At 32.5% G+C, this 13,664-nt stretch carries 11 protein-coding genes; 10 read left to right on the forward strand and 1 reads right to left on the reverse strand.

Going from position 1 to position 13,664, the window contains the following annotated elements; translation table 11 throughout:
• Positions 1–521 precede the first annotated feature (521 nt).
• From R6X41_RS17440 to R6X41_RS17480, 9 genes are all read left to right on the forward strand, one after another.
• Positions 522–839, forward strand: coding sequence for a hypothetical protein (locus R6X41_RS17440; protein ID WP_318501639.1), 318 nt, complete (start codon positions 522–524; stop codon positions 837–839).
• Between the two features lie 215 nt (positions 840–1,054).
• On the forward strand, positions 1,055–1,726 hold the full coding sequence (locus R6X41_RS17445; RefSeq protein WP_318501640.1) for a phosphoglycolate phosphatase: 672 nt from the start codon (positions 1,055–1,057) through the stop codon (positions 1,724–1,726).
• 1 nt (position 1,727) lies between these two features.
• Complete coding sequence (locus R6X41_RS17450; protein ID WP_318501641.1) at positions 1,728–3,161, forward strand: FAD-dependent oxidoreductase; 1,434 nt, start codon at positions 1,728–1,730, stop codon at positions 3,159–3,161.
• A gap of 356 nt (positions 3,162–3,517) precedes the next feature.
• Positions 3,518–4,345: a hypothetical protein gene (locus tag R6X41_RS17455; RefSeq protein WP_318501642.1), complete on the forward strand. Its 828-nt coding sequence runs from the start codon at positions 3,518–3,520 to the stop codon at positions 4,343–4,345.
• A gap of 340 nt (positions 4,346–4,685) precedes the next feature.
• Positions 4,686–5,030: a sulfatase/phosphatase domain-containing protein gene (locus R6X41_RS17460; RefSeq protein WP_318501643.1), complete on the forward strand. Its 345-nt coding sequence runs from the start codon at positions 4,686–4,688 to the stop codon at positions 5,028–5,030.
• Between the two features lie 39 nt (positions 5,031–5,069).
• On the forward strand, positions 5,070–5,606 hold the full coding sequence (locus R6X41_RS17465; protein ID WP_318501644.1) for a GNAT family N-acetyltransferase: 537 nt from the start codon (positions 5,070–5,072) through the stop codon (positions 5,604–5,606).
• Positions 5,607–5,827: 221 nt separating this feature from the next.
• Positions 5,828–8,116, forward strand: coding sequence for a hypothetical protein (locus tag R6X41_RS17470; RefSeq protein ID WP_318501645.1), 2,289 nt, complete (start codon positions 5,828–5,830; stop codon positions 8,114–8,116).
• A gap of 371 nt (positions 8,117–8,487) precedes the next feature.
• Positions 8,488–9,282, forward strand: a complete 795-nt coding sequence (locus R6X41_RS17475; protein WP_318501646.1) for an SDR family NAD(P)-dependent oxidoreductase — start codon at positions 8,488–8,490, stop codon at positions 9,280–9,282.
• Between the two features lie 16 nt (positions 9,283–9,298).
• Positions 9,299–10,354: a VOC family protein gene (locus R6X41_RS17480; protein ID WP_318501647.1), complete on the forward strand. Its 1,056-nt coding sequence runs from the start codon at positions 9,299–9,301 to the stop codon at positions 10,352–10,354.
• Positions 10,355–10,602: 248 nt separating this feature from the next.
• On the opposite strand, the gene R6X41_RS17485 is transcribed toward R6X41_RS17480, so the two are convergent.
• The gene (locus R6X41_RS17485; RefSeq protein ID WP_318501648.1) at positions 10,603–11,799 is read right to left on the reverse strand and encodes a cation:proton antiporter; all 1,197 of its coding nucleotides are present in this window, start codon (positions 11,797–11,799) and stop codon (positions 10,603–10,605) included.
• Positions 11,800–12,391: 592 nt separating this feature from the next.
• On the opposite strand from R6X41_RS17485, the gene R6X41_RS17490 reads away from it, so the two are divergent.
• A complete protein-coding gene (locus R6X41_RS17490; protein ID WP_318501649.1) occupies positions 12,392–13,663 on the forward strand; it encodes a BamA/TamA family outer membrane protein in 1,272 nt (423 codons plus the stop codon).
• Position 13,664: the final 1 nt, after the last annotated feature.

A 13,664-nucleotide genomic window follows, 5' to 3' on the forward strand; every position in this document is an offset into this window, starting at 1 on the left:
TCAATCGAGATATACTATGGCCATTGGATCTTTGTTCATTCATAAGGCTAAGGTAAAGTTTTTAGAAGCTAAAGCGAAATGCACTAAAGTACATAGTTTGAACTACCTTTGAGACCAATCAAAAACCCTCACCATGTTTATTAAAACTTCCACATCTTTTTCTGAATACTAAAACCACTTTATTAAAACAATGCATTTCAATAATAATAATAATAATAATACACACAAAATCAATGATTTATATAATTTAAAAAATATTAGAATTAATTTTATCTGTCAAAAAAATCAATAAATATTAAGCTAGGTTATTTAACTTTGAATAAATTATCCTTCAGAAATAATTAAAGTCGCAAAAACGACTGAAAATAAAACCATTAAGAATTACTATTAAAATTAATTCCGTAGTTTAGTCTTCAAATTGAGACCGTGAATTATTACGAATCCTAATTTTCAAAATGAAAATCTTTATTATTATCACACTACTTATAAACACACACTATAGTTAATTTAGAAGCGCAAACATGAATGAAACTTTAAGTACTAAAGAACAAAATAATAGTAATCAAGGACATACTACTCTTATTGTAAATCAAGAATCGAACGGAATTGGAATGGCAGGATTTGTATTGGCCATTATATCACTGTTTTTGGGATGGATTCCCGTTTTTGGTTGGATAATCTGGTTTGTAGGTCTAATATTATCATTTGTAGGTGTTTTTAAACGTCCTAAAGGTTTTGCTATAGCAGGACTTGTTATTTCTTTAATCGGTTTTATTTTTCTGATATTTATATTTGCAGGATTGGCTTTATTAGGTGGCGCAGCATCACTTGCGAATTAGAACCCACAAATCATAAAAATATAAGAATAATTGAAGCTTCGAGTTTGTAAAGCCATATTTTCCCATTGGATTATCATGCATGCAAACTCGAAGCTTTTATAATGACATCAGTTTCATTTCAAAAAAATAATTTGTTCAAATATTATTGCTCAACAATAGTATAAATCCTTACTATTTTATTAAAACTTCCGCATCTTTGTCCTAAAATTAAAATTGTGAACTTTAAAGACAAAGAACTAATCATTTTCGACTTTGATGGGACACTCATCAATAGCATTCCAGACCTCACTTTAGCCGTAAATAAAATGTTATCGCATTATAACGCAATGCCATTAACAGTGCAACAGGTTACGCCATTTATAGGGAACGGAGCAATGCCTTTGGTTAAAAGATCCTTAGAACACGCCATCCCAGAACAAGATCTTTCGAATGCATTTTTAGAAGAGGCTTTTAAAATTTATTTTTCGGCTTACCAAGAAGAGACATGTAAAGACACTTTTATGTATCCTGGCGTTTTAGAAACCTTAATCGATTTAGATAAAAAAGGTTATAAAATGGCGATATGCACAAATAAACCTTTCGGTTTTATCGAACCCATTTTAGATAAATTATCGATTAAACAATTCTTCAAAATTTGGATTGGCGAAGACTCATTATCTGAGAAAAAGCCAAATGCGAAACCGCTTTTATATTTAGCTAAAGAAATGAATTCAACTATAGAAAAAAGTATCATGGTTGGAGATTCTAAAAATGATATTCTTGCTGCACAAAATGCAAGTATGGAAAGTATTGGTGTGAGTTATGGATATAATTATAACGAAAACATTGCAGACTATAATCCTACACGAGTAGTAGATAATTTTGCAGACCTACAAGACCTGTTTTAATATGGATAGAATTTACAATGTCGGAATTATAGGTGGTGGAGTTTCTGGTGTTGTTATCGCTTTACAATTAGCCAAATATGGAGTAGACACCATTTTGTTCGAGCAAGAGAAAAGTGTAGTAAATGGACCTCCATTCTGCCATTTGCATGCTGGAGGAAACTTATATCCAGATATCTCCGAAGAGCAATGTAAAGTACTCATGAAGCAGTCTATAGAAATGGCAAGACTATTCCCACAATCTATAGACGAAAGACCTACGTTTATAAGCATTCCTAAAACAGAAAAATACGGAGTAGATAACATCGAGCATCGTTTGGATATGTTAGTAGCATATTACAAAGAGTTAATAGCTGAAGATCCTGAAAATAGAATTCTGGGCAATCCAGAAGATTATTATAAAATTTATACTGAAGACGATTTAATTGCTTTATCGAAACATCCAAATGTAAAGCGTCCAAACACGTCTGATGAATGGATGACTAATACGATTAAACTAATTGATTACAAAAAGTTAAAAACTCCTGTATACATAGTTCAAGAATACGGATGGAACCTTTTTAGATTAGCAGCTCAAGCACAATTAGCTCTGAACAAAACTGAAAAATGTAATCTAAAAACAAACACGAATGTGACCAATATTAAGGATGTTCGGAATGAAAATTTAGATTATAACTGGGAAATTTCAACTAATGATAGCGTATATAAAGTGAATTATTTGGTGAATTCATGTGGATTTAAAACGGGGATTTTTGATGAGTCTTTAGACTTAAACACAGAACGCTTAATAGAATTTAAGGCGGCTTATGTTTCTAAATGGCAACCTATTGCAGGCTTAATTCCAGAACTAATTTTTCATGGTGAACGTGGCACACCTAATGGAATGGCACAACTTACACCATATAGCGATGATTTTTATCAAATTCATGGCATGACAAACGATATTACGTTGTTTGAAAATGGATTGGTACAGTCCAAAGACAATGCCGTTCAACCTGAATTTAATAAAGGTATTACTAAAAAATTAAATAGGAGTTGGGACGATTCTGAAATCAAAACCAGAACTGAAAATGCTATCGAATTTGTTTCTAAATTTGTGCCTTCGTTTAAATCTGCTACAGTTGGTGGACCACCATTATATGGCGCACAGCAAATCCCAGGAGACGATCCAAGCCTTAGAGTTGGTGAAGTTAGTTTTCCTTGTAAATCTTATGCGAGAAGCGAAATCATTAAAGCATCTTCTGCCCTAACCGTTGCCAATCAAATTATAAATAAAATTCAGGAAGAGGGTATTATTCCTCGAATACCTACTCGATTAAATCAAAACGTATTATTAGATAGTATCTCGAAAACTGAAATCGATATATTGGCTTGCGAGTTAGCTATAGAACGTGGATATCCAGAAGCACTTGCGCGATTGGTAATTGATAAAAATTGAAAGTAATCGTACTATTCTGCTAAATGACAAAATCTAAATACATCTTTTTAATAATTTCACTAAAAATGTTTAATGAAGGATCTGTTAGCAAAAAGCGTTAAAGTACAACCGAATTTCAACATGTCAATTAAGTCAAGATTAGAAATAAAAACATAATGAATTCCAAGAAAATTGATTTACTAAATATATTTCTTATAATTATTTCATTGGTTATAGCAATTAAAATTCCTTTTGAACTTTTTTTATTTTCATATGCTGTTTTAGGACCCCTACATTATTTAACCGAAATAACTTGGCTTCGAGAGAAGAATTATTTTTTTTCAGCTAATAAAAACTGGTCCCTAATATTCATATTCTTGACTTTTTTAATATCTCTGTATCCAATTATTGCATTCAGTAATTTGGAAATCAATCAATCTTTAGAGAATATTATAAAATTAGCAAGTAAACAAACCAAAATTTATCTAGTAATAGGATTCTTATTTGCAGTTAGTCTAATCTTTTTAAAAAGGAATAGGGATTTAACAATAGCACTCCTGTTAATTACTTTAATTTCTTTTGTTACAATAAGTTATATACCTAGACCCTTTTTTCTAATAGGAGCATTTCTTCCTACACTTATTCATGTTTACATTTTTACTTTTTTATTCATTCTTTTCGGTGCATTAAAAGCTAAAAGCAATTACGGATATTACTTAGGAATACTTTTACTTTTAGTCCCTTTAATAATTTGCTACATACCTTTCAATTACACCAATTACAAACCTTCTAAAGGCGCATTGGAACATATTAATACTATGAATATGATGGGTATTATTACTTTTATTGCTAAAGTTTTCAATAATTTTCAAGATAAAACATTCTTAACACTATCAGAAATAGGACTTAGAATCCAAATCTTTATATCTTTTGCTTACACCTATCATTATTTAAATTGGTTTTCAAAAACATCTATAATTGGATGGAAAAAAGCTGTTTCAAAAAAAGGAGCTCTTATAATATTACTTATTTGGACTGCATCTATAGGATTATATCTTTATGATTTTAAGACAGGGCTAATAGCCTTATATTTATTGAGTTTTTTACATGTATTATTAGAATTCCCACTAAACGTTACAACTATTAAAGAAGTACTTGTACTAACAAAAAGGAATAACTTAAAGCTAAAACGTATTATTAGATAGTATTTCGAATTAACTATAGAACGCAGATATCCAGAAGCAATTACACGATTGTTTATTAAAATAGACTGAAAGTATTAATTTTTAAATATTAGAAACAATCCATATCTAATTTATAAGAAATTAAGTTTAAGCTGTTTATACCCTACTAATTACAGCCCATTTAATAAAACTTTTTCGAATTTGAACTTCTTTTTTTATTCACTAAATTAGGTGCTTAACCACACACATTAGCAACTATTTCCGACTATAAAACGATGAAAAAAAATCACTCTAAATATTGTTTAATAATACTTACTTTTTTTTAAACATTTAACTGTAGCAGTACGAAAAAGGAGATTATATGCAAGGAACAAGTTTTGTACCTTTAATAGAAAACCCTGAACGCCCATGGAAAACCGCTGCTTTTAGTCAGTTTCATCGCAGGCCAAGGCATGCTGCCGACGGAAATAGATATATGGGCTATTCTATAAATACTAAAAAATATCACTACATAGAATGGTATACTTGGGATCCTAAAACTGGAACTAGAGGAGAATTAAAAAACACAGAGTTGTTTGATCGTGAGAGCGACCCCTACGAAACAGTTAATATCTCTGAAGAACTAAAACTTAGCGACATTGTAAATGGATTGTCAGAGCAACTTGCCGATGGTTGGAAAAAAGCAACTCCTAACTATATTGAATAAAAATTGAGAATAATTAGTATTTACTAATGGCTACAGAATATGATAGAAAAACTTCAAAATAAGGATATAGTAATATCTAAAAAGATACGTTCCGTTTTTCAAGCATCTTATAAAATTGAAGCAAAATTATTAAATGCTAACGATTTTCCTCCACTAAAAAGACCTCTTGAACATTTCGTGAAAAGTAATACCGATTACTTTGGGTATATAAAAGAAGGAAAACTTGTAGGAGTAGTTGAAATTGATCATAATACTAATGTTACGTATATTAATAGTTTGGTTGTAAATCCCGATTTTTTTAAACAAGGCATTGCAAAAACGTTAATGGAGTATATTATTAACACATACGACTCTAGTCTTTTTGTTGTCGAAACGGGGCTTAAAAATGTACCGGCTAATACATTGTATAAAAAACTAAATTTCAAAGCAGTTAAGCAATGGGACACTGATTTCGGGATTAGAAAAGTAAAATTTGAACTCAAAAAAAACCAACAACAACAACAACAACAACAACAACAACAACAACAACAACAACAACAACGCTTAACTACTAAAGAAAAAGACATTTACCAATAGTTTTAAACCAGTCATATCAGAATGAATATGATATAATTCTATTGTTTTATTTGTTTTTATCCATGGCTACAGACCTAAAAGGCGATATATTTTTTAGTCAAAAATTAGGCTTAAATTTAAAACCACCAACATTCCTTAATTTAAAAAATATTGAAACTAATTTTAATTAACTTAATAATTAATATTAGTTTTGGGTGTAAAATTATTTTAATCATATAAAAATGAAAAAGTTAATACTAAACCTAATCGCGTTTTTGGTTGTTTCCACACACGTTTTTTCTCAAGAAATTAGTTGGCCAAAGGAGTTAACCAATGGAGACACAACTTTATCAACTTACCAACCACAAGTTGAAAGTTGGGAAAACCAGGAAACTTTAGATTTCAGAATGGCTTTTAAATTATCTCCTTCTGGAGGAAAAGATGTTATTGGTGTTCTATATTTAAATGCAACAACTAATGTTAATACATCTACTCACGACGTATTAATTAAAGATATGAAATTTGTTAAAGCAGATTTCCCGTCGTTAAGTAAAGATTCAATTCAAATGATGGATAAAGTTGTACGTGAATTTATAACACCCGACAGAACCCTAAACATTTCTTTAGAACAAATAGTTGCATCTACGCCTAAAACAGCACCAAAAAAAACAATTGAAGTTAACAACACACCACCAGCTATATTATACAGTTATAAGCCAACAATTTTACTTCAGTTAGAAGGTGAGGCTGTAAAATCTCCTGTAACCTCAACCAATAAATCATTAGAGTATATTGTAAACTCCAATTTCCCTTTATTTTTTTACACGTCTAGTGCATTATATTATCTATATGATGGCCTAGAATGGCAAAAAAGCAAATCGGTTAACGGTCCTTGGGATTTTACAAGTAGTTTACCAAAATCGTTAGATACACTTTCTAATAATTCGAATTGGTCACATTTAAAAGATGCGCTTCCGCCAGTGATGCAAGCGAATGAAAATATACCTCAAATTTTTTATTCGGATAAATCAGCTGTACTTATTTTATTTAAAGGCAACCCTGAGTATTCTGACATTCAAGGCACAACCTTAAAATATGCAACAAACACAGAAAGCGATGTGTTTTTTAGTAGTAACACAAACCTGTATTATTATTTAGCTGCAGGCCGTTGGTTTAGTGCATCAAGCTTAGAAGGTCCTTGGACTTATGCTTCAAATAATTTACCAAAAGATTTTTTAAATATTCCGACAACAAGTCCAGCCTCATCAATTTTAGCTCATGTACCTGGAACAGATGAAGCTGCAGATGCTATAATGATTGCTGAAATGCCAACAAAAATCCAGGTAAATGCAGTTGAGGCCGCTAAAAATGTTGATATTAAATATTCGGGAACACCAGAATTTAAGGCTATTGATGATACTAATTTAGAATATGCAGTAAATACTAACGATAAAGTTATTGAAGTTTCAAGCGATTCATATTATGCTTGTGTAGATGGTGTTTGGTTTGATGCTACAACACCAAATGGTCCGTGGCAAGCAGCAGCTACAATACCACAGGCAATTTATGCAATGCCAGCAAGTTCGCCTGTTTACAATGTTACTTATGTAACGCAAACAGTCTCTGCAAATGGTATGGTTAATTCAAGTTACACATCAGGATATGAAGGTGTTTATGTTGCAAGTACAGGCGTTGGGGCTGTAGTAATGTACGGTTCTGGTTTTTATTATCCTCCGTATTACTACTATCCACCAATGGGTTACCCACTATATTTTGGAATGGCTATGACTTATGGTTGTTATGCGTATCATCCATATTACTATGGTGGTGTTGCATATCACTCATCATACAATTCTGTTACTGGGGCTTACGGTCATGGTGTAACAGCATATGGTCCTTACGGAAGTGCATCTGCAGGAAGAGGTTACAACCCTTCAACAGGAACGTACTCAAGAGGTGTATCTGCTACTAATGGCGCCTATTCAAGAGGTGCTGGTCAAGCTTACAATCCGTATACTGGAGGTAGCGCAGGAACACGTCAGTATTCAAATCCTAACGGTAGCGCAGGGGCGAGCAGAGTAACGTCTGGAGATGGAAGAACAGCATATACAGGACATGTAACAAGTAATTCTGGCGCAGAAATGGCAGGAAAAGTTGGTGCAAATGGTTCAGCCAAAATAGGTCAAAGTGCAGATGGAGATATGTACGCTTCTAAGAATGGAAATGTGTATAAAAAATCTTCAAATGGGTGGCAAGGATATAACGGTAATGGCAATTGGAATAATGCCAATAAAGGCACTGCAGATAATCATCAGTTTAATGGTGCTAATACCGCAGATAGAAGTGGTTCATCCCAAATGAATAGTATGAACAATGAATTTCAAAACAGACAAAGAGGCGCTACTCAGGCTCAACAATTTGGCGGAAGATCCGGCAATATGGGAAGCTTTGGCGGAGGCGGAGGTTTTGGTGGCGGAAGAAGCTTTGGCGGAGGAGGCTTTGGCGGAGGCGGATTTGGTGGAAGAAGGTAAGTTTACTTCATATTAAAATTTATTAGTGATTATTATATTTTTCTAAATATAGCTGGATACATAATTGATTTCTTATTGATTAAGTATCCAGTATATTTTAAACCTATACCCTAAAAAACATCAATAATTAAACAACACTATTTTAAATCCTTTATTTAAATACTTCCATCAACATAATTAATAGTCTTAACGCTATTAGTTATAATAAAATTCTCGGGCTTAGAACGTTTGGAGAAATATAAAAATGGAACACAGATTAAAATCTGATTATTATAAAAGAATCACTTATTTTATTCATTGAAATTTAAAAGAATATTTTAGTTTTATAGGGGCAAAACATTACCTTCGCCTTTTCTGAAAATAGTCTTTAAATGAAATTCACTGGAAAAACTTTATGGATCACAGGAGCCTCTTCGGGCATCGGACGAGCAGTAGCTATTGAGTTGTCTTTTAAGAACTGTCATTTAATTCTTTCTTCGCGAAAAACGGAAGACTTAGAACAAGTTGCTAGTATTTGTCAGAAAAACGGAAGCACAACTTCTGTTGTCCCTTTTGATTTGAGTGAGTCATCTTCTATTGAACAAGCAGCTAATATTGTTTTAAAAACTGAAACTAAAATAGATGGTTTATACCATTTTGGAGGTATTAGTCAACGATCTTTCGCAAATGATACGCCCATAGCTATGGATCGTAAAATTTTTGAAATCAATTTTTTTGGAACTATTGAACTTACAAAAAGAGTCTTACCAACCATGATTAAAAATGGAGGAGGACAAATTGGAGTTACTAGCAGTATAGTTGGGAAATTCGGATTCCCATATCGGTCTTCATATTCGGCAACAAAACACGCATTACATGGTTTTTTCGAAAGTTTAAGAGCAGAAAATGTTAGTAATAAAGTTCTGATTTCTATGATTATTCCGGGACGTGTTAAAACAAATATCTCCTTGAATGCCATAGATGAACATGGAAATGCTCATAATAAAATGGATGAAGGACAAGAAAAAGGTATAACATCAGAAATGGCAGCCAGAATTATTGTCAAGAAATTAGAAAAGGAAAAAAAAGAAATACTAGTAGGCGGCAAAGAATTAATGATGGTCCATATTAGGAGATTTTGTCCAAGTTTATTTTACTATTTATCAACTAAAGTTAAGCCATCGTAGTTATTAAAAACAGATCATGAAAATTAACGGAATTCAACAATTAGGAGTAGGAGTAGTAGATGTGCATGAAGCATGGAGCTGGTATCGTGAACATTTTTCTGTAGATATTTTAATTTTCGACGAGGAAGCTGTTGCAGAACTAATGCTTGCTCATACCGATGGGAAAACGGCGTCAAGACATGCTATATTGGCTTTAAATATGGAAGGCGGTGGAGGTTTCGAAATCTGGCAACATACAGGTAAAAAACCAACTCCAAAAGTTATCCCTATTGTTTTAGGAGATCTGGGTATAAATATAGGAGTTTTAAAAACCGATAATATTGAAGCCGCTTATAAGAAATACAAAGAATCCAAATTAAATTTATTAGGAGAAATTGCAGACTCACCAAGTGGTGCTAAACATTTTTTCCTGAAAGACCCTTATGATAATATTTGGGAAGTAAAAGAACATAATTTCGTTTTTAGTAAAGAAAAAGCTGTTAACGGAGGGGTTTTAGGAACTGTAATTGGAGTCAAAAATATTGAAGAAAGCTTAGTCGTTTATCGCGATATATTAGGATTCGATGAAATCGTTTACGATGACACCAAAGTTTTCGAAGATTTTTCTGGAATTCCAGGAGGAGATCAAAAATTCAGAAGAGTTATATTACGTCATTCCGATGTTAAAAATGGCGCTCTTAGCCCGATTTTTGGAGCATCTGAAATTGAATTAATACAAGTAATAGATGGATCGCCACAAGCTATTTATGAAGGTAGAATTTGGGGAGATCCAGGTTTTATTCATTTATGTTACGACATTAACGATATGGATGCCTTACGTAAAAAATCTGAAGGATTTGGCTTCCCTTTTACTGTTGATAGCGCAAGAGCGATGGATACTTTTGATATGGGAGATGCCGCTGGAAACTTTTCTTACATCCAAGCTCCAGAAGGAACATTAATAGAGTTTGTAGAAACACATAAAATTCCACTGGTTAAAAAAATTGGATGGTATATCGATTTTAGAAAGAGAGGAAATCATCCTTTACCAAACTGGATCTTAAAGTTGTTTCGATTCAAAAGAGTTAAATAAAATCTATTAATATTTGATTTTCATTCTTAGTAAACTTTATTTAAACAAAACGCTTTACTAATAGTGGATTATTTGTGTGAAATTTAGTGTAGAATATCTGGAGGAGATAAGACTATCAGAATCCACCTGTGTTTAAGATGGTTTATTCAAAAAAGGAATATAATGAATGAATTGCTCCAAGACATATTATAAATTAAAAGCAACTCTTCATTAAAAAAAACTTAGCATATAATCTTCAATATTGCTGATTACTTTTTTTCATTTTTTAAAAGCATTTTTATAAACGGATTTGCAGTAATGCCGTGTAGTATTACGCTTAATAAAATGGTTAAAACAATTGTAATGATAAGGGTTCCTTTATGTGGTAAATCTAGATCTAAAATCATAACAGCAAATACAATACTCGCCAATCCACGAGGACCAAACCATCCAGTAAAAATTTTCTCATAAAGCGTCAATCCGGAGTTACTTAACACCAAAACAACTGGTATTACTCGAACAACAGTTAAACTAAGAATCGCATATAATAACGTATCCCAAGTAAAATATGTAAAATAGTTTCCAACAACAACAGCTCCAAAAACAACCCAAGTTATTAACCCAAGCGTATCTCCTATTCCTTCAGCATTTTCAATTAATTCTTCATCTCTTTTTTTATTCAAAATACCATATAATAATCCTGCTGAAAAACACGCTATAAAACCACTTCCACCAACAATTTGAGAGATGGCATAACATGTAAACGTAAGCGCAATAATAATGATTGCTTTTCTTGGCCCATTGATCCAATTTTTTGAAATACTATAGTGAATTAGTTTTGTACCAACATAAGTTACTCCTACACCCACTAGAACACCATATCCTATTTGTTCTCCAAAAAGCTGTAATCCATACATGAAATTCACTTGAACTTCTGATGAAACCGAAACTAAAGACATTAACAACAATAATATAGGTACACAAATTCCATCGTTTAAACCGCTTTCAACGTTTAAAGACTCTCTAATCCTTGACGGTACTTTTGGATTTGTTGCAACAGCTTTTCCTAAAGCAGCATCTGTAGGCGCTAGAATGGTTGCTAATATTGCAAGATCTAACCAGCCAAAGTCGTTAAAAATAAAAGAACCGGCAACGTAGCCAAAAAGGATAGTAAGCGGTAAGCCAATAAATAACAACCGAATAGGAAGACTTAGGTTATGATTTAATGTTTTAATATTAGCATTAGAAGCGTCTGTAAACAAAACCAAAGCCAACGCTAATTCTGCCAATATTTTATAGGTTTCCTTATCTGCTTCCAAATTTAGAACTCCTAGAAATACAGGGCCTGCAATTACTCCAAAAATTAAATAGAAAAGCGGGCCGTTAATAGTCGTTTTTTCAATTTTTTCAGCAAAAAGATTATAAATTAAAATGAAAGACGCTAATACGGCTATATGAATATACATGTTTTTTCTTTTATTGAATTAGCTCATCATTAAAATGAAACTACATACTTTAAACTAATAGTTGGTAAATATAACTTTTCAAATTTTAAAACTAAATTAAATGTTCGAATGTATCCGGTTATCTAAGAAGTCAGGGTTTTTCAGGTAGAAGGTGCATTATGGATATCAATCATCCAACTAAAATTGTAGCGATTTTCTCTTTACTATAGCGCTCTACAGATATTAACTATCGCATTAAAAGCAAACTAAAAAAATGTTTTAGAATTTCTTTTACTGATACACACCGTTAACAATAGACTGATTACTACTCCTGTCTAGAGTACGATTAGAAAACTCCCAAATATTAAAGTAGGAGAAGATTTCAAAGGATATTCAAAATTATTATTTACATTTAACTTAAATAAAAAAACGGTTTAAAAACGAACAAATCGTTATTTATACACATATGCTACAAGATAAAGTAAAGGTAAAAACAATAGTGTTTTAAGACTAAAACTTACAAGCATCAATTATGTACGATAGTAGTAATTATAACATAGATTTACTGAGGTTTCATGCAAACTCAGGAGTCCGTCCAATCAAATTCATTTTCATGAGAGCAATTTTTATGCTATTGGGAATCCTTTTTCCATTTTTTGCATTTGCGCAAGATACCATTCAAAATAAGGTAGATACGACATGTGTCCAAATAGATATGAGTGATGTGATTCGAAAAGCATTCCACAAAACCGAAAAAGTCTCTGATAAATCAGGTGGATTATTATTGTTTCCAATTATTGGTTCTAATCCTGCAATTGGTTTTATGATGGGCGTTGGAGGGCAGCTAGCATTTAAACGATCCGGAGAAAACACACATTATTCAATGATTTCTGGTAGTGCACAGTATACCACTAAAAATCAAATGCTTTTTTTGATGAAGAATAGTATCTACTCTAAAAATAATAAATTCTTTCTAACTGGGGATTGGCGTTATCAAATCTTTTCACAGCCAACTTATGGTCTTGGTACCGATGCTCCAGAAGATGGTATTTTAGATTATCAGTATAATTTAAGTGGACAAGAAACATCTATAGACTCTTTGGCTCAACCATTAAAGTTTAATTTCTTGCGCTTTTACCAGTCTATTTCTTATAATATAACACGATCACTTTACATAGGTGCAGGGTATTACCTAGATAGTTATTCCAATATTGTCGACGAGAAACTTAATCTAACTCCTGGCGACACTTTATTAACAAGTAACTACGCCTATAGTAAAAAATACGGTTTCAATCCTGAAAAATATGCATCGTCTGCCATAGGTTTAAATATGGTTTCGGATACCCGAGATAATATGATTAATGCATACAAAGGTCATTATGCAATGATAAGTTGGAATAGCTCCTTAAAAATCCTTGGTAGCGATAAATCTGCCGATTACTTTTCTATGGAAGGCCGGTTCTTCCAACCTTTATCTAAAACAAATCCAAGGCATCTTATTGCGTTTTGGGTTATGGGAGAATCTTCTCCGGAAGGCGAATTGCCCTATCTTATTTTACCAGCAACTGCCTACGACCAAAGAAGCAGAAGTGGTCGTGGTTATGCACAGGGTCGTTTTAGAGGAAACCAAATGATGTATGCAGAAACAGAATATCGTTTCCCAATTTCTCAATGTAGTGGCTTATGGGGAGGTGTCTTATTTGCAAATGCTACAACTGCGAATAACCCAACACTATCCGTAGATTTATTTGATTCTATAAAACCAGGTTATGGTTTTGGAGCGCGACTAATGGTAGATAAAAAATCCCGTACAAACCTCGCAATGGATATTGGGTTTGGAGAGAATTCCTTTGGGTTTTATCTTTCAGCTGGAGAAACATTTTAAA

It is taken from the genome of Formosa sejongensis (genome assembly GCF_033447105.1).
Taxonomy (GTDB): domain Bacteria; phylum Bacteroidota; class Bacteroidia; order Flavobacteriales; family Flavobacteriaceae; genus Formosa.